23 protein-coding genes and 1 other annotated feature are annotated in these 23,090 nt (G+C 37.0%); of the genes, 3 read left to right on the top strand and 20 right to left on the bottom strand.

Going from position 1 to position 23,090, the window contains the following annotated elements:
• Complete coding sequence (gene hisS, locus LG276_RS16615; protein ID WP_404292380.1) at positions 1-1,275, bottom strand: histidine--tRNA ligase; 1,275 nt, start codon at positions 1,273-1,275, stop codon at positions 1-3.
• 66 nt (positions 1,276-1,341) lie between these two features.
• Positions 1,342-1,577 (bottom strand) — a binding site (T-box leader).
• A gap of 98 nt (positions 1,578-1,675) precedes the next feature.
• Positions 1,676-1,852 carry a hypothetical protein gene (locus LG276_RS16620; RefSeq protein ID WP_251162641.1) on the bottom strand — a complete coding sequence of 59 codons (177 nt, stop codon included), beginning with the start codon at positions 1,850-1,852 and terminating at the stop codon, positions 1,676-1,678.
• A gap of 282 nt (positions 1,853-2,134) precedes the next feature.
• On the opposite strand from LG276_RS16620, the gene LG276_RS16625 reads away from it, so the two are divergent.
• Positions 2,135-3,901 carry an SH3 domain-containing protein gene (locus tag LG276_RS16625; protein WP_404292382.1) on the top strand — a complete coding sequence of 589 codons (1,767 nt, stop codon included), beginning with the start codon at positions 2,135-2,137 and terminating at the stop codon, positions 3,899-3,901.
• Positions 3,902-4,235: 334 nt separating this feature from the next.
• Here LG276_RS16625 and dtd read toward each other — a convergent pair whose 3' ends face one another.
• From dtd to LG276_RS16665, 8 genes are all read right to left on the bottom strand, one after another.
• Complete coding sequence (gene dtd, locus LG276_RS16630; protein WP_251162639.1) at positions 4,236-4,676, bottom strand: D-aminoacyl-tRNA deacylase; 441 nt, start codon at positions 4,674-4,676, stop codon at positions 4,236-4,238.
• A 17-nt stretch (positions 4,677-4,693) separates the two neighbouring features.
• Positions 4,694-6,889 carry a bifunctional (p)ppGpp synthetase/guanosine-3',5'-bis(diphosphate) 3'-pyrophosphohydrolase gene (locus tag LG276_RS16635; RefSeq protein ID WP_224935883.1) on the bottom strand — a complete coding sequence of 732 codons (2,196 nt, stop codon included), beginning with the start codon at positions 6,887-6,889 and terminating at the stop codon, positions 4,694-4,696.
• 273 nt (positions 6,890-7,162) lie between these two features.
• Positions 7,163-7,675: an adenine phosphoribosyltransferase gene (locus LG276_RS16640; RefSeq protein WP_095372443.1), complete on the bottom strand. Its 513-nt coding sequence runs from the start codon at positions 7,673-7,675 to the stop codon at positions 7,163-7,165.
• An 18-nt stretch (positions 7,676-7,693) separates the two neighbouring features.
• A complete protein-coding gene (gene recJ / locus LG276_RS16645; RefSeq protein WP_404292384.1) occupies positions 7,694-10,033 on the bottom strand; it encodes a single-stranded-DNA-specific exonuclease RecJ in 2,340 nt (779 codons plus the stop codon).
• Positions 10,034-10,084: 51 nt separating this feature from the next.
• Entirely contained in the window at positions 10,085-10,423 is a 339-nt protein-coding gene (locus LG276_RS16650; RefSeq protein WP_224935881.1) for a lipopolysaccharide assembly LapA domain-containing protein, read from the bottom strand.
• Between the two features lie 11 nt (positions 10,424-10,434).
• Positions 10,435-11,334, bottom strand: a complete 900-nt coding sequence (locus LG276_RS16655; RefSeq protein ID WP_404292386.1) for a cation diffusion facilitator family transporter — start codon at positions 11,332-11,334, stop codon at positions 10,435-10,437.
• A 272-nt stretch (positions 11,335-11,606) separates the two neighbouring features.
• Positions 11,607-13,874 carry a protein translocase subunit SecDF gene (gene secDF / locus LG276_RS16660; RefSeq protein WP_251162636.1) on the bottom strand — a complete coding sequence of 756 codons (2,268 nt, stop codon included), beginning with the start codon at positions 13,872-13,874 and terminating at the stop codon, positions 11,607-11,609.
• 231 nt (positions 13,875-14,105) lie between these two features.
• Positions 14,106-14,393 carry a post-transcriptional regulator gene (locus tag LG276_RS16665; RefSeq protein WP_251162681.1) on the bottom strand — a complete coding sequence of 96 codons (288 nt, stop codon included), beginning with the start codon at positions 14,391-14,393 and terminating at the stop codon, positions 14,106-14,108.
• A 131-nt stretch (positions 14,394-14,524) separates the two neighbouring features.
• Here LG276_RS16665 and spoVB point away from each other — a divergent pair, with 131 nt between their 5' ends.
• Entirely contained in the window at positions 14,525-16,081 is a 1,557-nt protein-coding gene (spoVB, locus tag LG276_RS16670; protein ID WP_404292388.1) for a stage V sporulation protein B, read from the top strand.
• 66 nt (positions 16,082-16,147) lie between these two features.
• Here the strand turns inward: spoVB and LG276_RS16675 are convergent, their stop codons facing one another.
• Positions 16,148-16,813 carry a DUF421 domain-containing protein gene (locus LG276_RS16675; RefSeq protein ID WP_318247526.1) on the bottom strand — a complete coding sequence of 222 codons (666 nt, stop codon included), beginning with the start codon at positions 16,811-16,813 and terminating at the stop codon, positions 16,148-16,150.
• 86 nt (positions 16,814-16,899) lie between these two features.
• Here LG276_RS16675 and LG276_RS16680 point away from each other — a divergent pair, with 86 nt between their 5' ends.
• A complete protein-coding gene (locus LG276_RS16680; protein ID WP_263624128.1) occupies positions 16,900-17,349 on the top strand; it encodes a TIGR04086 family membrane protein in 450 nt (149 codons plus the stop codon).
• 65 nt (positions 17,350-17,414) lie between these two features.
• Here the strand turns inward: LG276_RS16680 and yajC are convergent, their stop codons facing one another.
• The 9 genes from yajC to LG276_RS16725 form a co-directional block, all read right to left on the bottom strand.
• Positions 17,415-17,690, bottom strand: a complete 276-nt coding sequence (gene yajC / locus LG276_RS16685) for a preprotein translocase subunit YajC (protein WP_095372435.1) — start codon at positions 17,688-17,690, stop codon at positions 17,415-17,417.
• Between the two features lie 26 nt (positions 17,691-17,716).
• A complete protein-coding gene (gene tgt, locus LG276_RS16690; RefSeq protein WP_224935876.1) occupies positions 17,717-18,856 on the bottom strand; it encodes a tRNA guanosine(34) transglycosylase Tgt in 1,140 nt (379 codons plus the stop codon).
• Positions 18,857-18,886: 30 nt separating this feature from the next.
• Complete coding sequence (gene queA / locus LG276_RS16695; RefSeq protein WP_404292390.1) at positions 18,887-19,915, bottom strand: tRNA preQ1(34) S-adenosylmethionine ribosyltransferase-isomerase QueA; 1,029 nt, start codon at positions 19,913-19,915, stop codon at positions 18,887-18,889.
• Positions 19,916-19,943: 28 nt separating this feature from the next.
• The gene (locus tag LG276_RS16700) at positions 19,944-20,126 is read right to left on the bottom strand and encodes a DUF2905 domain-containing protein (RefSeq protein ID WP_095373638.1); all 183 of its coding nucleotides are present in this window, start codon (positions 20,124-20,126) and stop codon (positions 19,944-19,946) included.
• Positions 20,123-21,139, bottom strand: a complete 1,017-nt coding sequence (gene ruvB / locus LG276_RS16705; RefSeq protein ID WP_224935874.1) for a Holliday junction branch migration DNA helicase RuvB — start codon at positions 21,137-21,139, stop codon at positions 20,123-20,125. The genes LG276_RS16700 and ruvB overlap by 4 nt, the downstream gene beginning before the upstream one ends.
• 34 nt (positions 21,140-21,173) lie before the next feature.
• The gene (ruvA, locus tag LG276_RS16710) at positions 21,174-21,773 is read right to left on the bottom strand and encodes a Holliday junction branch migration protein RuvA (RefSeq protein WP_224935873.1); all 600 of its coding nucleotides are present in this window, start codon (positions 21,771-21,773) and stop codon (positions 21,174-21,176) included.
• 198 nt (positions 21,774-21,971) lie between these two features.
• Positions 21,972-22,346, bottom strand: a complete 375-nt coding sequence (mnhG, locus tag LG276_RS16715; protein ID WP_095372431.1) for a monovalent cation/H(+) antiporter subunit G — start codon at positions 22,344-22,346, stop codon at positions 21,972-21,974.
• Entirely contained in the window at positions 22,324-22,608 is a 285-nt protein-coding gene (locus LG276_RS16720; RefSeq protein WP_095372430.1) for a Na(+)/H(+) antiporter subunit F1, read from the bottom strand. Before LG276_RS16720 ends, mnhG begins: the two co-directional genes overlap by 23 nt.
• Positions 22,605-23,084 (bottom strand): Na+/H+ antiporter subunit E, encoded by a 480-nt coding sequence (locus LG276_RS16725; RefSeq protein ID WP_224935872.1) that lies wholly within the window; start codon positions 23,082-23,084, stop codon positions 22,605-22,607. The genes LG276_RS16720 and LG276_RS16725 overlap by 4 nt, the downstream gene beginning before the upstream one ends.
• Positions 23,085-23,090 lie beyond the last annotated feature (6 nt).

The raw sequence follows: 23,090 nt of genomic DNA on the forward strand, positions 1-23,090 counted from the left end.
CTAGTTTCTATATAGCGCAGTAAAGTCTTGGATAAATGAAGCAAGCTCCATTTCCTTTTGTTCCCCACTATCCATTATTTTTAAGTTAATCTTATTGTTTTTTAATTCATCTTCACCGATAACAGCTACATATTTTGCGTTCATTCGATCGGCTGCTTTGAATTGTGCCTTAATTTTACGATCAGAATAATCTCTTTCAGCAGAATATCCTGCATGGCGTAATTTGTGGAGCAAACCGACAGAATAATCTCTCGCCTCTTCACCTAATGAGACGATATAACAATCAATGGATTGATCAATTGGGAGTTCAACATTTTCAGCTTCTAAAGCAGCTAGAAATCTCTCAATACTTAGAGCAAAGCCAATGCCAGGTGCTTCCGGTCCACCGACTTCTTCTGTTAAACCGTTATACCTGCCTCCACCACAAAGAGTGGTTATTGCGCCAAACCCTTCCGCATCACTCATAATCTCAAAGGCAGTATGCGTATAATAGTCTAAACCACGGACTAGATTTGCATCGACTTCAAATTCAATTTCTAAGTCTGTTAAGTACTGTTGCACTTTTTTGAAGTATTGTTTGGATTCGTCATTTAAGTGATTAATAATTGATGGGGCAGTTTTCATCAATGGATGCTCACGATCTTTTTTACAATCGAGAATGCGCATAGGGTTTTTCTCTAATCTGCTTTGACAATCTGAACAAAATTCATTAATACTCGGGCTGAAATGAGCAATGAGGGCCTCACGATGTTTTGCCCGGCTCTCCTTATCACCTAAACTGTTGATGACTAGTTTTAACTTTTTCAACCCCATTTCTTTATAAAGCGTCATCGCTAAAGCAATAACTTCTGCGTCAATGGCCGGATCATCGCTACCTATCGCTTCTACACCAAATTGGACAAACTGACGGAAACGACCAGCTTGTGGTCTTTCATAACGAAACATTGGCCCCATATAATATAATTTAACAGGCTGATTTGCTTGGCCAAACATTTTATGTTCAACAAATGAACGTACTGTGGAAGCTGTTCCTTCTGGTCTCAATGTTAAGCTTCTTCCACCACGATCTTCAAATGTGTACATTTCCTTCTGGACGATATCGGTTGTATCTCCCACACTTCGTAAAAACAAATCTGTATGTTCAAATATCGGTGTGCGAATCTCCTGATATTGAAATTTATGACAAAGTTCTCTCGCTTTTTGTTCTATTAATTGCCATTTCTCTACTTGACCAGGAAGAATATCCTGGGTACCCCTTGGTAAACGGATTGACATATATACCAAATCCTCCTCTTTCCTAAAGCTTAAATAAAAAAACTCTCGTCCCTTGTATTTTTCAATACAAGGGACGAGAGTTGAATATCCCGTGGTGCCACCCTAGTTACAGCATAATAAATATACTGCCTCTTTATACAGATAACGCCTGCATACGTTCTTCCCCTAATAAATTATATTTTTCAGGGAGAAACCTAAGAAGTGTTCTTTCATCAAATCATCATATAGAAATGCTTTCAGCCTATGGCATTTCCTCTCTTTTTATGTGGAGAATGATTACTCTTCTTCATCATTGGTTCAATTTATTTTATCATTTACTGTATTAAAATATCATTTTATCCTTCTTATCATAATAACCATTGTACAAGATGTCAAGTCTCCATATAGAATTGATGGCGATTTACTTTCTAGAAATTTTCTTTTTCAGTTTTCTCACATCTTGTAAGGAAATTCCGAATTCACTCGCAAGTTCAACCATCGTGGCATCCCCCTCAGCCTGAATAAAATCATGAAAATCAACACCAAATAATTGGTTCTCACCACTTTGCACATTCATCCCTTTTTCACCATATCTCACAGACAATCATCCTTTTACCATATAGTCTTTTACTCATGTTAGTATGGGCAAATCGAATGATATTTATAAAAATAATAAAGAAATAGACAAAAACCATGCAATTCTCCCGAATGGTTTGAAGTGGTAATTACGTTACAACTTGTTTACAAAACAGGTTGATAAACCGATATTAGAAGGGAAACGGCCACATAAAAAAGAAAGTATATATAACCTCATTTATCTTGACGAGAGAGGAAATATTTGCTTATCTTGATAAATGGCAAACAGGAAGGAGGAACGTGGTTGCAAGGCAAAAAACATCTTTGGATAACCATTTGTATGATTCTAGTGATAGCTCTTCTAATACCCATGAAAGAGGCAGAGGCTGAATCAGCAGGACAAAAGCTTCGAATTGCAACAGATAGTCTTAATGTTCGCACAGGTCCAGGATTAAGTTATGCAAGTCTAGGCATGGCGGCAAGAGACGAGACTTACACAATCCTTGATCAAGAAGGTGATTGGTATCAGATTGATTTTGAATCCGGCCAAAAAGGGTGGGTCGCCAATTGGCTTGTTGTACTGGAAACAGAAAATAAGCAAGAAAAAGAAAAACAAGTAAATAGCGGTAGTGAAAAAACCGTTTCCATCAATGCTGATGGTTTAAGAGTTAGAGGTGGTCCTTCAACTGATTATCGCGTTGTTGGTGTTGTCTCAAAAGGAGAAGAATACAAAGTCGTCTCCACCGACCAAGATTGGTTCAATATTACGACAGAGTACGGAAATGTATGGGTACACAAAGACTTTGTTCAAGTGAATGGCCACACCCAAGAAACAAGCTCTTCAACTAATGAAGAAAAGAAAACGGTGATTAAACAAGGGGTCATTACTGGCAATTCCCTCAACGTTCGTACCAGTCCAGATACAAACAGTAAAGTAATTGGTAAGTTAAATTCAGGTACGTCCGTAGATATTTTATCACAAGAAAATGATTGGACTGAAATCTCATTTCAAGGGACAAATGCATGGATAAGTAGTCAATATATCCAAGCAGGCAATAAGCAAGAAAAAAAACAAGAAACTAATAATAATGGCACCATCACCGCTAGTTCGTTAAATGTAAGGGAAAAACCATCATTAAACGGGAACATCATCGGTTCAGTTGCTCAAGGTGATAATTTTCGTATTTTAAAAGAAGAAAATAACTGGACAAATATTGAGCTTCCAAATGGGACAAACGGATGGGTTGCTAGCTGGTATGTGAACAAAGATCAAAGTTCCTCAACGGAATCAAAATCGTCTTCATCTGTCAAAAATGTAACGATTCTGCACAATGGCTCCAATATTCGCCAAAGCGCAACGACTAATGCCACCATTGTAGCAAGAGCCAATCAAGGAGATACATTTGAAGTTGTGGGGACAGAAAAAGATTGGTATGAAATTAAATTAGGTGATGGACAAACAGGTTTTATTGCTGGCTGGATTGTTTCTAATGGCAAACAATCTCAACCAACCGACCAATCTTCTTCTACTCCAGGATTAAAAAACAAAGTGATTGTCTTAGATCCTGGCCATGGAGGAAGAGATAATGGTACAACTGGCGCATCCGGTACACTTGAAAAAACAGTAACGATTCGCACTGCTGAAAAATTGGCTGCAAAATTAAAAGCAGCAGGAGCTACTGTAATATTCACAAGACAACAAGATACATATGTTCCTCTCCAATCACGGGTAAGTATGTCTCATATGAATAAAGCTGATGCATTCATCAGTATTCATTATGATAGCATAAACGATCGAAGTGTAAGAGGCATGACTACTTATTACTATCACGATTATCAACAGCAATTTGCTGCTGATGTCCATCAAGGGATTATGTCCAAGATCGACTTAAATGATAGAGGATATAGACATGGTGATTATTATGTTATACGTGAAAATAACAGCAAAGCAATATTACTTGAACTAGGTTATTTAAGTAACGCAACAGAGGAAATAAAAGTAACATCTGAACAATACCAAGAAGCTGTTTCGACAGGTATCTTCCAAGGATTACGTACACATTTCCAATAATAATCTCACACCTGCCTTTTTACTTTTAGGCAGGTGTTATTTATATTTTTTGAACTAGTATAAATTAAGGGTTCCTTAGCCCAATAAAAAAATGTAGTTTTGCTCGTCTATGTTTGATGTTGTCACTCTAAATGTACGAGCTAATTCATTTTCCTACGCTATCTTTGACGATTCCACTCTAGATGCACGAGCTTAACCTTTTTCCTACGCTATCTTTTGCGATATGTAAGAGCACACACATTCTACTCTCATAAACAACTCCCAATTATTAGCACAAAAAACAACCTGAACAAATCGCCTTCAATCAAGATTTGTTCAGGTTGGATCTTATTTTTTATTTACTTTCTAAAATGAGTGTAACGGGACCATCATTGGTGAGGGATACATCCATCATCGCACCAAATTCACCTTTTTCTACGTGGACACCTTTTTCCTTAAGCATTTCATTAAAGCGAAGATAGATATCTAACGCTTTCTCAGGGCGCGCAGCATTCATGAAGTTAGGGCGTCTCCCTTTACGGCAGTCCCCATATAGGGTGAATTGAGATACAGAAAGAATTTCACCTTGTATATCAAGTAATGACCTATTCATTTTACCTTCTTCATCATCGAACACACGAAGATGTACGATTTTATCAGCTAAATAAGCAGCATCTTCAAACGTATCCTCATGGGTAATTCCAACAAGCAAAACAAAGCCATGCGTAATGCTACCGGTTATTTTTTCACCAACAGTCACTTTGGCTGCTTTACTTCTCTGAACAACAATTTTCAAAACTCTAGCCACTCCTTTTAATTCATAATTCGACGAACCGCATATACATCGGGTATCTGCTTAATACGCTCTACCACTTTTTGCAGATGGTTTACATTATGAATAGAAATCGACATATTGATTGAAGCGGCTTTATTCTTGTCCGAACGACCCGTTACTGCAGATATATTTGTTTTCGCTTCATTTACTGCCTGAAGCACTTCATTCAATAATCCACGTCGATCATAGCCAGTAATTTCTATTTCTACATTGTACTCTTTCTGATCATTTAAAGCGGTCTCCCACTCAACAGGTATAAGTCTTGCTTTCGCATCATCTGTATTAATATTCGTACAGTCCGCACGATGGACAGAGACACCTCTACCCTTCGTAATAAATCCGACAATTTCATCACCTGGTACCGGATTACAACAACGCGATAAACGAATAAGCAAGTTATCAATTCCTGATACGCGTACACCTGATTCACGTTTTTTCGCTTGAGGAAGCTGCTTCAATTCGCTCACAGCATTGGAAATATCTTTTTTACCTTCGAGGTCTCTTTGCTTTCTTAACTTTTCAGTTAGGCGATTGGCTACCTGTAATGCCGTAATGCCATTGTATCCAACAGAAGCGTACAAATCTTCTTCAGATGGGAAATTATATTTTTCCGATACACGATTTAGATTTTCTGCGGTCATAATCTCTTTTACTTCAAAATCCATATTACGAATCTCTTTTTCGATTAATTCGCGCCCTTTTTCAACATTTTCTTCTTTTCTTTGCTTTTTGAAGAATTGTCTAATCTTATTTTTTGCTTGTGAGGATTGAGCTAATTTAAGCCAGTCTTGACTTGGACCATAAGAATGCTTAGAAGTTAATATCTCAACAATATCCCCTGTTTGCAACTTATAATCAAGTGTTACCATTTTACCGTTTACTTTCGCACCAATCGTTTTATTACCTATTTCTGAATGAATTCTATAAGCAAAATCTATTGGTACAGAGCCTGATGGTAGTTCAATGACATCTCCTTTAGGCGTAAAAACATAGACCATATCAGAAAACAGGTCCATCTTAAGCGATTCCATAAACTCCTCGGCACCAACCGAATCATCTTGGAAATCCAATATCTCTCTAAACCATTTTAATTTATCTTCAAATGAAGAATTTTCATCGACCTTTGTTCCTTCTTTATAAGCCCAATGAGCAGCGATACCAAATTCAGATATCCTATGCATATCAAAGGTACGTATTTGCACCTCTAATGGATCTCCTTTAGGACCAATAACTGTTGTATGCAATGATTGATACATATTTTGCTTAGGCATCGCAATATAATCTTTAAATCTGCCTGGCATTGGTTTCCAATGCGTGTGGATAATACCGAGAACAGCATAACAATCCTTTATGCTATTTACCACAATCCTTACGGCCAGTAGATCATAAATTTCATTGAATTGTTTGTTTTGTAGAGCCATTTTTCGATAGATGCTGTAAATATGTTTAGCTCTACCAGAAATCTCAGGTTCAATCGTTACGTCGTCCAGACGATCTCTCATCATCGCAATAACATCTACTAAATATTGTTCTCTCTCTGCTCTCTTCTTCTTCATCAAGTTAACAATTCGATAATATTGCTGCGGATTCAAGTATCTTAAAGCTGTATCTTCTAATTCCCACTTAATTTTAGAAATTCCTAGTCTATGAGCAAGCGGAGCAAAAATCTCTAAAGTTTCATTCGAGATTCTTCTTTGCTTCTCAGCAGGTAAGTGTTTTAACGTCCGCATATTATGAAGTCTATCTGCAAGCTTAATTAAAATCACTCTAATATCTTGTGCCATGGCAACAAACATTTTACGATGATTTTCAGCTTGCTGTTCTTCTTTTGATTTATATTTAATCTTTCCCAGCTTTGTTACACCATCTACAAGCATAGCTACTTCTTCACTAAAATGTTCTGCGATATCATCTAAAGTGGATTCAGTATCCTCAACAACATCATGAAGAAAACCAGCTGCTACTGTAGCTGGGTCCATTTCCAGATCCGCTAATATTCCCGCTACCTGAATAGGGTGAATAATGTACGGTTCACCTGATTTACGGTATTGTTCACTATGAGCAGACTTAGCGAATTCGTAAGCTCTTTTGACGAACTGGGCATGCTCTTCATTTAAATATTCTCTTGTCCTATCGATGACTTGTTCGGCGGTCAACACCTGATCGTTCGCCATGGAATCACCTTTATCCCAAATTATTTTTAATAACCCTAACCATGTAATATCTTCTTTTCCTTATAAAAAATAAATAGATATCATTAAGAAAAAAGAAACGATTGTTACTATTATCGAAAAAAATAACATAGATGTAAAGAGCTAGCGTTTTATTTTTACAAAAAAACGTAGAATTTGTCGAAATTACTAATAATTAATTCCAATTAATCCTTAATTATCCTAAAAATAACTATTAATAAAAAAAGAGAACACATATAGTGCTCTCTAGAACTATTAATAAGTCATTAAAGTTAAAACATCATAATCCTTTAATTTCTCTTTTCCATCTAAATAGCTTAACTCGATTAAGAAGGCAATACCTGCAACAACTCCACCTAGTTCTTCTACTAATTTTATTGTTGCCTCAATGGTTCCACCTGTAGCTAGAAGATCGTCCGTGATTAATACGCGTTGACCAGGCTTAATCGCATCTTTATGGATAGTTAAGACATCTTTACCATATTCCAGACCATAATCTACTTTTACCGTTTCTCTAGGTAGTTTACCTTCTTTACGAACAGGTGCAAATCCTACTCCTAAAGAATAAGCTACTGGACATCCAATAATAAATCCACGCGCTTCTGGTCCCACCACAAGATCAATCTGTTTTTCTTTCGCATAAGTAACAATTTGATCTGTTGCATATCTATAAGCATCACCATTATCCATTAATGTAGTAATATCTTTAAATGTGATACCTGGTTTTGGCCAATCCTCTACTATAGTAATATATTGTTTTAAATCCATCTTCTTTCCTTTGCCTCCTCAATTCACATAGGCATTCTGAAGCAGCCCATCAAACCAATCCTTTAATTGACCTGCTTTTGAATAAAGCAATTCATTTTCTAACTTTACTTGTTGTTGCTTTATGCAAAAAGCCTGTGATTCCGATAAATCTCTCTTTTGTTTTGCATCACTAAGAGAAATCATCCCATTATCTATTTTAACAAATTCTAGTTCAAAAAACACTTCAGTCATAAAATCAATATAAGAAACTTGCCAGCCTTTAAATTTAGCTACCTCTGCTTTTCTTTCTTCAAGGTTAAAAGGCCCTCTCTTAGCAATGAGCGCATAATACCATTTAAAATGGTCACGGTTTGGAGTCGCCATAGAGAATATATCATTTGTTTGATAGAAATGACAATAAATTCTTTCTGGACTTTTCCCACGCAAAATAGCCTCTATTCTTTCCTTTTGTGGTGGTAAATCACAAAAAACCACATGCTTACCATCTAATATAATATTTTCTGCCTCTTCATCAGACAGAATCAATGATACATTGGGATTATAAGGTAAAAATTTATCATAATTTTCCTTATTAAATACGATCCATTCAGAGGTTTCATGATGGACATGTGTGACAATTGTGTCTAAACGTTTGGCGCCTCTAATATCAAATAATTGCCATTCTTGTATACGTATATCTTGGATAAAGACTTGTGGCTTCTTTATATTATTCCATTCGTTAATAGAAAGTTCCCCTACAATAGCAAGACTAGCATCCATAGAAATTTGTTCTGCGTATTCTCCAAATCCAAATCCAATTCCATCCAATGTCACATCATTATCTTCTAATGTGATCTTCAGATGTGTTTTATTTGTCCCAATTCTCTTTAACAGACTGACATTCGCCTCTTTTAACATTACTTTCGGCTTAGGATTATCAATACCAAACGGTGCCAATTGTTGTATTTCAGCGATCATTTCTAAATTAACATCAGCTACCCTTAATTCAGCATCTAAATCAGTAATCGGTATAAAGTCATCTTCGTTTAACTGTTCCTTTGCAAGCTGGATAAGCCTTTGACGAAGTATATCAACATCATCAAGTTTCAAGGTCATTCCTGCAGCCATTGGGTGACCACCAAAATGAGGAAGGATATCTCGAGATTGCGAAAGATTATGAAACAGATCAAAGCCAGTTATACTCCTCGCAGATCCTTTAGCTATTCCTTGTTGTGAATCGAAACTTAGACATATAACAGGACGATAGTATTTCTCTACTAGCCTTGAAGCCACAATTCCAACAACCCCAGGGTTCCAACCTTCTTTACCTACTACGATGACCGGATTGTCCTCAATTGGATATTCCGCCTCAACTTGTTGAATCGCTTCTTCAGCCATCGTATGAACGATTGATTGTCGCTCTTTATTCATTTGGTCGATTTCTTCAGCTAACGCTTCAGCCTCTAGCGCATCTTCAGTTAATAACAATTCTACTGCAGGGTCCGCAGAATCTAATCTACCTACAGCATTTAATCTTGGTGCAATCGTAAAGCCGATTGTCTCTTCTGTCATCTCTGCTAATTTGACATTAGCTAACGATATTAATGATCGGATACCAAGATTTTGTGTTGATTGCAGCTTTTTAAGACCTTTCTTCACAATTAAGCGATTTTCATCCGTCAATGAAACAAGGTCTGCCACTGTACCAATTGCAACAAACTCTAATAAATCATTTGGCACATTACCTAATAGAGCATGAGCAAGCTTAAATGCTACACCAACTCCAGCAAGTTCTTTGAAAGGATAACGACTGTCAGGAAGTTTCGGATGAATGATTGCCAGACACTCTGGTAAGATAGGGCCTGGTTCATGATGATCCGTAATAATTAAATCGATTCCCATTTCTTTAGCCGCTTGCGCAGGTTCGATAGCAGCAATTCCTGTATCAACAGTAATAATTAACGAAACACCGATATCATTAGCATATTGAAATGCCGGAACATTTGGCCCATAACCTTCCGTAAACCGGTTAGGTATGTAAAATTGCACATCTGCTCCTAGTGATGTTAATGTTCTCATCATGACAGTCGTACTCGTAACACCATCGGCATCATAGTCACCAAAAATCATAATCGATTCGTTATTTTTAATCGCTCGTTGTATACGCGAAACAGCCAAATCCATATCTTTTAATAAGAAAGGATCGTGAAATTCTTTTTTTTCATCAAATAAAAAATACCGTGCTGATTCGACGGTATTAAAGCCGCGATTAACAAGTAATGTAGCCAACGCAGATGAAATATTTAATCCGTTTATGAGTTCCTCTACAGAGGCTTCATCTGATTGACGAACATTCCAACGCGTTTTAGAATGTAACATACGTTCACCCCTCAACTTTTACATTATACTAGAGCGTCGTATTCGTTTCAATTATTCTTTGTTGCTTACCTTTAATTGTTTAGCATCATGATATTCACTTTTCACTTGATGCGTTTTATCTGCTTCTTTTTGTCCCTCATTTCCTTTAAGCGCTACTAACTGTTTTTTCAACGATTTGACTTCTCTTTGTAAATTAAAAATTTTTATTAAACCGACTGAACTAACAATTAGCCCTCCCATTAATACAGAACTTAAAATAACGAGAATCAGCGGCCAACTACTTTCGCCAAATAGATAATTAACCGTAACTGGATCGACGTTAATAACAGCAAAAATAGCGACAATTAATGTAAAAACAATACTGAGTAATATAATCCATTGATTTTTCATTTATTCCCCTCCTATGTATGATCATAAGGAATCATTTGAATAAAAACGTTTTGCACTTGATGAAAAGCCATTAGTTTTTCTTTTGCATTTTTTACAATGAGATGACCGTCTTCAACAGTGAGAGATGGGTCTACTGCTATCTTTAAATCAATAATTAAGTAATGCCCATGCTCTCTTGCATGCAACTCTTCTATTCGTTTAATTCCTTCTACTTTATCTACAGCAGAAAATAGATACCTTGATGCCTCAGGGCTTAACACATGGTCCATTGTATTATGAATGGCTTCCTTCCCTAGTTGAAAAGCCATATGGAGAATCATAAATGCTACTACTAAACCAATGACAGGATCCGCATATTCTAGCCAATTGAGCCCTAATTTTCCTCCAATTACCGCACTACCTATACCAATTAATGCAGCTAATGAGGAATAGACATCTGAGCGGTGTTCATAGGCATTTACAATAAGTGCATCACTATTTAACTCTTTTCCCAGTTTAAACTTATATCTAAACATTCCCTCTTTTACTATAATGGAAACAATCACAGCAATAATCGCGTATACCTTCGGAGCTTCAACAGGTTGAAATAATGATTGAAATGATGATAAGAAAATCTCAATACCAACAAAGAATAGAAATACAGCAACAATAATTGCAGCAATTAATTCAGCTTTACCGTGTCCATATGGATGGTCCTCATCTGGAGGTCTTTTAGCTGCGATTAAGCCGATATAAACAGCGAGTGAACCTGCTACATCAGAAGCTGAATGGATCGCATCCGCTATTAAAGCTTTACTACCAGAATGAACACCAATTACCCATTTGAAAATAGCTAGGGCAATATTTGCCCCCATTCCTAAAATTGCTGCATTCTCAGCCCGTTTAAACCTCACTTCTTTCTCAACAAGCATTTATAAATCCCCCTCTTGATCATTCATCTACCTATTATTTCCATAACGACCAAAATCATAACCATAACTAGAGCGGGCTTCCTACTTTAACTAATTACTGATTCTAAATAGAGTGGGGATAAAAAAGGGTGCAAACAATAGAGACCTAGCGATATCATCTTTGATAACTCGCTAAACCCATACTTGCGATTTAGTAAAGAATATAGTGACATCTATGTTATGAAAGCAAAAAAAAGCATCTGCCATTTTATGCAGATGCTTGATATCTTCTTTTAAACTTGTGGTTCGTCTGTTTTCTGTTTCTTTTCTTTATAAGTGATTAATACGCCATGCTTTTTCAGTTGCACACCTTTCCATGATAGCCACATTTGTGTCGCAAGGAAGATAGATGAATAAGTACCAGCAATTAACCCTATTAATAAAGCAATATTAAAGTTACGTATCGCTTCACTACCAAATATTAACAGAGCTAGTACAGCTAGTACGACTGTAATAATGGTATTAATTGAGCGACCCAGCGTTTGCCGTAAACTTTGATTAGCTATTTGCGCAAGCTCATCAAAGGTTTTAATTTTCTTCTTCCTAACCATATTCTCACGTATGCGGTCAAATGTAACTATTGTATCATTGATTGAATAACCAACAATAGTTAAGACAGCCGCTATAAATGTAAGATCCGCTTCTAGCCTTGTCACACTAAATATAACAACAATAAAGAAGGCGTCATGCAATAAAGCTAGTACTGCGGCTAAAGCCATTCTCCATTCGAAACGGATGGTGACATACAGAATAATTCCTATGGCCGCTATGGCTAATGCTTTTATTGCATTCATCGCTATTTCTTTTCCTACTGTTGGGGTAACAGTACTAATGTTAGGAATACTTCCATATTCATCTTCTAGTTGTGATTGATACTCAGCAATTTGTTCTTTATTGAATACCTCGTCTTTTATACGAGCGACACCAATTTCATTATTATTACCGGAAATAACGATGTCGTCCGTTTCTATACCTATTTCTGCTAATGATGCTTGATAACCTTCTTCCGTTAACGGCTCATTAGACATTTGCTCAATTCTTGTTCCTTGTGAAAAGTCAATGCTCAAGTTTAAGCCGAAGATAAAGAGCACAATAATTCCTAGGACGACCATCAAGCCAGAAAAACTATAGTATTTTTTCCGATGTTTAACGAAGTCAAAACGGTCAAATTTGGTTGTTAAATCTACTGTATCTAGGTTTTCATTTAATTGGTGTATATCTTTCTTATGAACACCGAACATGCCTGGCATGTTTTTAAACAGATTACTATTTACACATAACCAGAGGAGTAACCTAGCTCCGTATACTGCCGTAATGAAACTCATTAAAATACTTAAAATTAAAGTCGTAGCAAAACCTTTTACAGAACTTGTCCCATAAATAAACAATACGCCAGCTGCTAACAATGTTGTTAAATTGGCATCAAAAATAGTTGATAAAGAGTTTTTACTACCTGCTTTAAATGCAGCTTTAATCGAACGGCCCACTCTTATTTCATCTTTTATTCTTTCATAAGTAATAATATTAGCATCTACTGCCATACCCACTCCAAGAATTAATGCCGCCACACCAGGTAATGTTAGTACCGCATTCATCATATTAAATACGACTAATGTCAAATATAAGTAAACAGATAAAGTGATGACTGCAATGACTCCAGGAAGTCGGTAATAAGCAATCATAAAGATGAAAATCGCAGCAATACCTATTATTCCGCCAATAATGGTTTTATCTAATGCTGACTCACCAAATTGTGCACCAACAGAAGTAGAATAGACTTCATCTAACTTAACTGGTAATGAGCCTGCCGATAATAAATCAGATAAAGTTTTTGCTTCTTCTAAAGTAAAGTTACCTACAATTGAAACCGAATCTTGATTAAATACTTGGCTCACTTGTGGGGCTGATAAGTATTTAGGATCTTCTTTTGTCGCTTCTTCGGCGAATGAATCTCCTTCTTCAAAATCTAACCAAATGACCAGTAGATTCTCTCCTGCTGGTTTGTTTACAATTTCTTGAGTCACTTCTCTAAACTTATCCGCACTCTTTAACTTAATAGACACGCTCGGACGACCATTTTCATCGAATGTTTGTGATGCTCCTCCTTCAACAAGGTCACTCCCATCCATCAACACATTATCATCCACGTCTCTAAACGTTAGATTGGCCTCCGTTGAAAGCATTTCCCTAGCTTGCTCTTGGTCTGTTACTCCAGCCAGTTGCACCCTAATGCGGTTGTCCCCTTCAATTTGAATATTGGGTTCACTTACACCAAGGACATTAATTCGGCGATCTAGGGACTGTGCTGTTGCTGACATTGCAGCTTGGTCAATTTCTTGGCCTTCTTTTGCAGGCGACACCTCATAAAGCACTTCAAACCCACCTTGCAAATCAAGACCAAGCTTTACATCTCCTAAAATATCTTTCGAAGTGAATCCCATCAAACTTGCAAATAAAATAATGATTAGAAAAAATGATAGAATTCTGCTACGCTTCACCATTATGTATATTTCCTCCTCACTTTCCAAACAAGCCCAAATGTTGAGCTTTTTAACGTGACTTTTCTAACAGGATAAACGAAGTAAATATGATTATAACCGTTTAATGAATACCTTTCTCAAGCGCAATATTATTATTATGAAACAAGAGGAAGGGACTGTCAATTTAATCAACGTACATGTAGAAATAAACGTTTATGACTAGAGTACTAAGTGATTGATAACTTACTCGTTCTATTTTAGTAATTGCTTCATTTCCTCAGCATTTTCAAGAGAAAATTCTGTGTCCATATAAGCTTCAACAGTTGTATAGTTAATAAATTCTCCAACTTTTATCCCTAAAACATCTTCCACAATTTCAAATAATCGTATCGTTGATTTAGGCGTTTTCCACTTTTTCTTCTTTAAGTATTCCCATAATTGCGCTCTTGTCACATGTTCATATCCAAGAAAGCGAAACTCATCGATTTTTACATCAAGTGCAGGTTCTACCTCTTCGAAAAAAATATCATAGGCATGCATTTTCAACTTCAACTCTCCCTTTTTTAAATATAACTCACTTTAATTACGAAAGCTTGTCATGCTTTGTCCATCTTCTTGCATATAGATTAATTGTATATGAATACCTTTCATTTGAGAAGGCAGGGTGTACAATGTCGAAATTTATTCAAGGAACGATTATTCTCTTATTTGCTGGACTTGTAACTAGAGTACTCGGTTTTATTAATCGGATTGTCATCGCAAGGTTCATTGGAGCTGAAGGTGTCGGTCTTTATATGATGGCTTTTCCTACATTTATTCTAGTCGTAACAATTACACAGCTTGGTTTACCCGTAGCAATTTCAAAAAATGTGGCGGAAGCGGAAGCAAGAGGAGATACGGAAAAAACAAAAAAAATCCTCATTGTTTCATTAGCTAGTACATTATCATTATCGCTCTTATTTACACCAGCTTTAATTTTATTAACTCCCTATCTATCAGAGCATTTATTAACAGATAACAGGACGCTATATCCATTATTAGCTATCGCACCTGTTGTGCCGATTATTGCCGTCTCTTCTGTCATACGCGGATACTTCCAAGGTAAGCAAAATATGAAGCCGGCCGCTTATTCACAACTTATTGAACAAGTTGTAAGAATTACATTAATTGCTGCATTAACTAAAGCATTTTTGCCATACGGTATTGAATATGCTGCAGCGGGAGCTATGCTTGCATCCGTAATTGGCGAATTAGCCTCACTCATTTATTTACTAACATCATTTAAATTAAAAAAGAAGTTTAAGGTACGAAAACAATTTTTCCAACATATCCGCAAGGGCAAGGATACGTTTAAACAACTTATGGAAGTGGCATTACCTACGACCGGAAGTAGAATGATTGGTTCTGTCGCTTGGTTTTTAGAGCCAATTGTTGTGACTTATAGTCTTGCTATAGCCGGTGTTTCTACAATTGCTGCTACAGAAGGGTATGGTGCCTTAACCGGATTTGCACTTCCTTTGTTAATGCTACCATCATTCATTAATATGGCGCTCTCCACCTCACTCGTACCTGCCATTAGTGAAGCGAAAGCAGTTAATAACTTCCATTTAATTGAATATCGTCTGCAGCAAGCATTAAGGATTTCTTTAACAACAGGTGGTCTTTCAGTTGTGGTTATTTATATTCTGGCTGAACCATTAATGACTGTGATGTATGGTTCGACAACAGGTACCGACTTCCTAAAATTAATGGCGCCTCTTTTCCTATTCTACTATTTCCAACAGCCACTGCAGTCTGCGCTACAAGCTCTAGATTTAGCACGTGCTGCCATGATCAATAGCCTGATTGGTGCGGTTGCTAAAATTGCGGTTATCTTTATTCTTGGAAGCCAGCCTGCCTTTGGTATTACAGGAGTAGCGCTCGGCTTAATTGTTGGCTTTGTATTAGTCACTCTACTGCATTTCGCCACTTTGTTAAAAGCCATTTCTTATACCATTCATATGCGGGAATACTTAATCACATCGGGTGCTATGCTCCTCACAGGTTATATCGGATATATTACAATTAAGTTCCTAAACTTCACCATCGTACCTACTATCCTATGTGGGGCAATGGTTATGAGTTTAATCTATCTAATCATCATGATTTTCACAAAGCTCATTAGAAAAGGTGATGTACAAGGCCTTCCAGGAGTCGGTCAGTTTTTAGCGAAATTTATGTTTAGATAGCCCTCATATAATGAACTGAGTGACAAGATTTACTCACTCAGTTTTTTCTACCCCTGAACATATTGTCTATTTCTCATCAATTAAATCAATATAAAATGTAGAATTTTCAAAACTACATAACGACACCCTTGAAATATCATGAACCCCTTTTTCCTTTAATTCTTTCTTCAACCATTCTTCATCCTTATTGATTAGTGTTAAGTTTTCACTATTTATTCTCCCATCCAGGACAAGAGGAAGCGTAAATGATGGGGTAAGGTCCGCTTGTGATGACTGATTGCTCTTTTCAATCACAGACAAGCTCCCGGATACCTCTAGTATTGCATATTCAACATCAGATATTAGTGAAATATCCTTTTCACGTAGTTGCATAAGGAGATCATCTAAATTGTAACGTAGCTTTTTCATCGCTTTCTCATCAATCTTCCCTTTATTAATTAAAATGACTGGTTTTCCATCAACAAGATCCCTTATTTTCTTACTTTTTAGGGACCAATAGGCGGAAACAATCTGTACAACCATCAGAATAAGCATAGGAAGAATATTCCTAAATAATTTCTCGTCACTCTTCTCAATCGCAACAACTGCCAACTCAGCAATCATTATCGAAATGACTAAATCAAGTATACTAAGCTCACCAATTTCCCTTTTCCCCATGATGCGATAGATGATAGTCATTAAAACATATAGTAAAATCGTTCGAAATATAACAATAAAATATTCTTCCAACATTGCCACCTCTTTATAAGATTAGCTTGTACAGGACTTCTCAATTTAATCAAATAGAGTAAGAAATATTTTATGATTTTGCTTCTATTTTGCCATCCGCAGAATATGCTTGTACAAAGGAATTTTATCAAAAGAGAAAGGGGAGGTTTCCAATCGAAGAATCGAAGGCATTAGGGACTTCCGTTTTACATGGCCTTATAGCCATTTTCACATTGGCAATTGTTAGTAGTTTTATTTTCGCTCTTATATTGAGGTTTACTTCCTTACAAGAGTCTTCTGTTCAATATGTAATGACAGCCATTTCTTTTATTGCCCTCTTTACTGGAGGTTTCATTTCAGGTGGGAAAGGAAAACAAAGGGGATGGATGCTCGGCGGGATAACTGGTGCGATTTATACAATCATTATTTTTTTATTCCAATATCTCGGTTTTGATAAACTATTTAATCCTCAACAAATCGTATACTTTATTTGCTATATTCTCATTGCAATGATGGGTGGTATTTTAGGTGTAAACATGAGTTCAAAATCAACAAAATAGAAATTATGTAAAAATGAAAAAAGCTGTTTGAAGTAGTAAAACTACTTCAAACAGCTTTTTCATTCTTAAACGGTACCGGGAGCTGATTCAGTTACTTCACGAATCGCTTGACGGTCGTATGTAAGACGGCTTCCATCGCCACACTTGATAACGACTTTGTCCTCATCGATTGCATCTACAAAACCATGTAAACCACCGATTGTAACTACTTTATCGCCTTTTTTCAGACTATTCTGCATTTGATTAACCGCTTTTTGACGTTTTTGTTGTGGTCTGATTAAAAGGAAATAAAACAGCACAAACATAATGACTAACGGCCCAATAGTAGCTAAAATATCCATATTCTCTTTTCCCCTCCTTTCAAGTATTAGAAGTTTTTCGCGTTCGGCTTATTAAAACCATATTTCTCGAAAAATTCTTCTCTAAAGTCACCTAGACGATCCTCTCTGATTGCCTCTCTGACCTTTTCCATTAATTTTAACAGAAAATAAAGGTTATGATAAGTTGTAAGCCTTATTCCGAAAGTTTCGTCACATTTTATTAAGTGTCTTATATAGGCACGACTATAATTTCGACAAGTATAGCAATCGCAATTCTCATCTAGAGGACCAAAGTCACGTGCATACTTCGCATTTTTAACAACTAATCTTCCTTCGCTAGTCATTAATGTGCCATTTCTTGCAATCCTTGTTGGTAATACACAATCAAACATATCTACCCCACGAATCGCACCATCAATTAAGGAATCAGGTGAACCGACACCCATTAAGTAACGGGGCTTATGATTGGGCAGAAGTGGTGTTGTTTCTTCCAACACTCTATTCATTATATCCTTTGGTTCCCCAACTGATAACCCACCTATTGCATAGCCAGGAAAATCAAGTGAGACAAGGTCTTTCGCACTTTGAGCACGTAAATCATTATATTCGCCACCTTGAACAATACCAAATAAACCTTGGTCGTTTGGTCGTTCATGTGCTTCTAAACATCTCTCGGCCCACCTAGATGTTCGCTCAACAGATTTTTTCATATATTCATGTGTTGCTGGGAAAGGTGGACATTCATCAAATGCCATCATAATATCTGAGCCCAATGCGTTTTGTATTTGCATTGCCTTTTCAGGTGAAAGAAATAGTTTATCCCCATTCAAATGATTACGGAAATGGACACCCTCTTCTTCTATCTTTCTAAAATCACTGAGACTAAATACTTGGAATCCACCGGAATCAGTTAAAATAGCACGATCCCAATTCATGAATTGATGTAAGCCTCCCGCTTCCTTTATCAACTCATGTCCAGGTCGTAACCATAGATGATAAGTATTACTTAAAATTATTCCTGCCCCCATATTCACTAGATCTTCCGGAGACATTGTTTTCACCGTCGCTAGCGTACCTACTGGCATAAAAACAGGTGTTTCAAATGAGCCGTGAGGTGTGTGAACACGCCCAAGTCTCGCGCCTGTTTGTTTACATGTTTTTATCAATTCATAACGTATAGCTGTCATGACGTAACTCCTTTTCCATATCAAACTCTTTTATTTAATAAACATTGCATCTCCAAAACTAAAGAAACGATACCTTTCTTCTACTGCTTGCTTATATGCTTCAAGCACATTCTCACGACCAGCCAATGCACTAATAAGCATAATTAACGTTGATTTTGGTAGGTGAAAATTCGTGATCATACCATCAATCGCCTTAAATTCATACCCAGGGAAGATGAAGATATCAGTCCAACCACTTGACTCTTCAAAACGTCCGTTAAAAGCAGTAGCAATTGTTTCAAGTGTTCTTGTTGAAGTAGTACCAACACTGATGATTTTATGACCACTTTCCCGTATTTGGTTCAACGTTTGAGCTGTTTCTTTTGTCATTTGATAGAACTCTGCGTGCATTTCATGATGATCAATGTCATCTACATTTACTGGTCTGAACGTACCTAAACCCACATGAAGGGTAATGAAAAGAACCTCAATTCCACGAGCTTTAATTTCTTCTAATAGTTCTTCAGTAAAATGTAAACCAGCTGTAGGTGCTGCAGCAGAGCCATTCTCCTTTGCATAGACCGTTTGATAACGATCTCGATCCTCTAGTTGTTCTTTAATATAGGGTGGCAATGGCATTTCACCTAATTGCTCTAATACCTCGTAGAAAATCCCTTCATATTTGAACTTGAGAACACGTCCGCCATGGTCACTCTCTTCAAGGCATACCGCTTTCAGCTGACCATTACCAAAGATAATTTCTGTCCCTACTTTCACCCGTTTTGCTGGCTTTACAAGTGTTTCCCATTGATCATTTTCAAGCTGTTTCAACAGTAACACTTCTAATTTTGCTCCCGTTTCTTCTTTCATTCCAAAAAGTCGTGCTGGCAATACTCTTGTATCATTCAATACTAGTGCATCACCTGGCTGTAAATATTCTACAATATGTTTAAACACGTCATGACGGACCGCTCCCGTCTCCTTATCTAATACCATTAATCGGCTACTTGTTCTGTCTCTAAGCGGTGTTTGCGCAATTAATTCTTCTGGTAAATTAAAATCAAATAAATCTACTTTCATTTTGTCTCGTCTCCAACTTTTGAAAAATTTAACGTGACTTCCCAATAAAATAGACAATTAAGGAAAGTATCACACTAATAATAATTGACGTTACAATTGGGAAATAAACAGTTGTATTCCCTTTTCTAAATACAATATCTCCAGGGAGCTTTCCTAAATTGAAAAAATGCATAAGAAAGCCAATAACAAATAGAAGACCACCAATAATCATGAACCATTTTGGCAATTGGATGGCACCTCCATTTGAAAATGTTGATAAACAAGCTGTGTCGCAATTCTGCCCCTTGGTGTCCTTTGTAAGAAACCAATTTGTAATAAATAGGGTTCGTACACATCTTCTATCGTATGTGCTTCTTCTCCAATGGTTGCAGCAATCGTCTCTAACCCTACTGGACCACCGCGAAAGCGTTCAATCATGCCCCTTAGTAACTTATGATCAATATGATCTAATCCTAACCTATCGACCTGTAACATCTCTAATGCCTCATTTGCAAACTGTTGGTTTACTGCACCATCCCCTCGCACTTGAGCATAATCCCTTACTCTACGAAGCAATCGGTTTGCAATACGAGGGGTTCCTCTTGAGCGTCGAGCAATCTCATCTGCTGCTTCTCTGTCTATTTCTGTATCGAGAATCGCCGCTGTTCGTACAACGATTTCCTTTAGTTGTCCCTCATTATAATATTCCAGTCTACTCATAACCCCGAACCTATCCCTTAAAGGTGCAGATAAAGAGCCTGCTCTCGTTGTAGCACCAACTAAAGTAAAAGGGGGAAGATCCAGTCTGACGGAACGAGCACTTGGGCCTTTTCCAATCACGATATCAAGACAAAAATCCTCCATTGCCGGGTATAATACTTCTTCTATCGCCCTTGGCAAACGATGAATCTCATCTATAAATAATACATCACCAGGCTCAAGTGAAGTCAAGACAGCCGCTAAATCACCAGGCCGTTCAATGGCAGGCCCTGCTGTTGTCCGAATATTAACGCCCATTTCATTACTAATAATCGTTGCTAAAGTCGTTTTCCCTAGGCCTGGTGGTCCGTAAAGAAGAACATGATCCAATGTTTCATTACGCATTTTCGCTGCTTCGATGAAAATACGCAAATTCTCCTTTACCTGATCTTGGCCGATATACTGTGCTAAGGTTTGTGGACGTAAGCTATATTCAAATGAAGTATCTTGATGATCCGCTTCTCCTGATATAATACGCTCATCCATTTGTTAACCATCCTTCCATGCCTTGCCTTCTTTCTTACTTAAGCAGCTTTTGCAAAGCCAATTTAATATACTGATCGGTAGTTAATGTTTCAGCACTTAAATCTTTCGTTATTTTCTTTAATTCTTTATCAGAATAGCCGAGTGCCTTTAATGCCAGAAGAGCTTCATCTAATTCATGGTTTCGATCACTTTTTAATTGTTTCTCTTCTGTAAACAAGTTCGGTAACAAGTCTGGTACAATATCAACTAGTTTCCCTTTTAAATCAAGAATCATCTGCCTAGCCGTTTTTTTACCTACACCTGGGAACTTCACAAGAAAGGCCTCATCTTCATGCTCGATTGCATGAACAACCGCTTCTGGCTGACCTGTAGCAAGAACGGCCAGTGCACCTTTTGGACCAATACCAGTTACATTGAGCAATTTCATGAATAAAGCTTTTTCTTGTCGTGATGTAAAACCATATAGTGATTCAATATCTTCTCTGACATGATGATATGTATAAATTTTCACTTCTTGATCGGTCGTATATCTAAATGGGTTTGGTGTAATCACTTGGTACCCAATCCCATTATTTTCAACTACAATGTATTCTGGCCCGATGAAGTCAACACGACCAATAATATATTCAAACAAAATTTATTCTCTCCCTCTTTTGCATACCTCCCACCATTATACTACAAAATCGTCTTGAAGAAAAAAGGATATCTATTTACGCTACGACTATCATTACTTTTACCTGTTGACCTGAGAATAGTGGAATAACCATTGCAAATTAACTGCACAGGCTTGCAAGAAAATCGCCGCTTAGGGTATAAAAGAAAAAACCAGCCATTAAGACTGGTCTCCTTCCCGATCTTTCCCTACCAATACTTTCTTTAACTCATCTTGAACAGTGACATCAGCCATTGGAACTTTTGAGCGATAAGCGGAGCGTGAGATGAGATGCGCTGATACAGGTGCTGTTAAAAAAACAAAGAAAATGACTAATATTAATCGAATACTAAAGACACCTTCATGAACAAGAAAAAAGATTAAAGTACCTACAAGCGTAAATAACACACCAATCGTCGAACTCTTTGAAGCTGCATGAGACCTTGTATATACATCTGGTAAACGCAAAATACCGATTGCACTAAGAAAACTAAACAATGTCCCTATAATAATGAGAATTCCTGCTCCTAACTCACTTGTTACGGTCAGATTCAATGACTTTCCCCCTCTCTAGGAAACGCGCAAAGGCTATCGTACCAATAAACGATAAAATCCCCAGTAATAACATGACTGAAAAGAACGCACTCGTCCGCATGAATATAGAAATAATCGCTATCGCCGCAATAATATTTACTCCTATATTATCAAGCGCCTGCACGCGATCCGGAATAGACGGACCCTTAATAAGACGATATACTGCTGCTAAAATAGATAGGACAAGAAAACATAATGCAACTACTAATAAACTCTCAATCATCTTCCTGTCACCCTCTTAATAGACTTTTCGAATCGAACCTTGGACTTTAATAGCGATTCACTCGAAGTTGGGATATCAAGTCCATGAACATAAAACGTTTTGTTATCATTTCCTACCTCAACCACTACCGAACCTGGTGTTATACAAAGCAGAAAAGAAAGCAATGCTAATTCGATATCACCTTCTAATTCTGTCTCCAATGTGAAAATGCCTGGTCTAATATCTAGTTTTGGTTTAATTACTTGTTTCACAACCTCCATACTAGATGTAAATAGCTCATGAATAAACACTAACAAAAGACTAAGGATGTTCATAAAAGTAACGATATAAAAATTATCATCAAAAAATCTTCTTATTAAAAATAGAATAAATATCCCTACAATATAACCACTAAAAAAAGATAAAAAACTCCATTCATCCTGCAGAAACATCCACAACGCAGCAATGAATAAATTGACTAGTACTTGCATAGCCATGCTCGC

Origin of the sequence: Cytobacillus kochii (assembly GCF_044790165.1) — a bacterium.
Taxonomy (GTDB): Bacteria; Bacillota; Bacilli; order Bacillales; family Cytobacillaceae; genus Cytobacillus; species Cytobacillus kochii.

Excerpts from the sequence above, each read along its gene's own strand:
- hisS (WP_404292380.1), bottom strand. The coding sequence starts at position 1,275 with ATGTCAATCCGTTTACCAAGGGGTACCCAGGATATTCTTCCTGGTCAA.
- LG276_RS16635 (WP_224935883.1), bottom strand. The coding sequence starts at position 6,889 with ATGGCGAACGATCAGGTGTTGACCGCCGAACAAGTCATCGATAGGACA.
- LG276_RS16640 (WP_095372443.1), bottom strand. The coding sequence starts at position 7,675 with ATGGATTTAAAACAATATATTACTATAGTAGAGGATTGGCCAAAACCA.
- recJ (WP_404292384.1), bottom strand. The coding sequence starts at position 10,033 with ATGTTACATTCTAAAACGCGTTGGAATGTTCGTCAATCAGATGAAGCC.
- LG276_RS16650 (WP_224935881.1), bottom strand. The coding sequence starts at position 10,423 with ATGAAAAATCAATGGATTATATTACTCAGTATTGTTTTTACATTAATT.
- LG276_RS16655 (WP_404292386.1), bottom strand. The coding sequence starts at position 11,334 with ATGCTTGTTGAGAAAGAAGTGAGGTTTAAACGGGCTGAGAATGCAGCA.
- secDF (WP_251162636.1), bottom strand. The coding sequence starts at position 13,874 with ATGGTGAAGCGTAGCAGAATTCTATCATTTTTTCTAATCATTATTTTA.
- LG276_RS16665 (WP_251162681.1), bottom strand. The coding sequence starts at position 14,393 with ATGCATGCCTATGATATTTTTTTCGAAGAGGTAGAACCTGCACTTGAT.
- spoVB (WP_404292388.1), top strand. The coding sequence starts at position 14,525 with ATGTCGAAATTTATTCAAGGAACGATTATTCTCTTATTTGCTGGACTT.
- LG276_RS16675 (WP_318247526.1), bottom strand. The coding sequence starts at position 16,813 with ATGTTGGAAGAATATTTTATTGTTATATTTCGAACGATTTTACTATAT.
- yajC (WP_095372435.1), bottom strand. The coding sequence starts at position 17,690 with ATGGATATTTTAGCTACTATTGGGCCGTTAGTCATTATGTTTGTGCTG.
- tgt (WP_224935876.1), bottom strand. The coding sequence starts at position 18,856 with ATGACAGCTATACGTTATGAATTGATAAAAACATGTAAACAAACAGGC.
- queA (WP_404292390.1), bottom strand. The coding sequence starts at position 19,915 with ATGAAAGTAGATTTATTTGATTTTAATTTACCAGAAGAATTAATTGCG.
- LG276_RS16700 (WP_095373638.1), bottom strand. The coding sequence starts at position 20,126 with ATGATTATTGGTGGTCTTCTATTTGTTATTGGCTTTCTTATGCATTTT.
- ruvB (WP_224935874.1), bottom strand. The coding sequence starts at position 21,139 with ATGGATGAGCGTATTATATCAGGAGAAGCGGATCATCAAGATACTTCA.
- LG276_RS16720 (WP_095372430.1), bottom strand. The coding sequence starts at position 22,608 with ATGATTGAGAGTTTATTAGTAGTTGCATTATGTTTTCTTGTCCTATCT.
- LG276_RS16725 (WP_224935872.1), bottom strand. The coding sequence starts at position 23,084 with ATGGCTATGCAAGTACTAGTCAATTTATTCATTGCTGCGTTGTGGATG.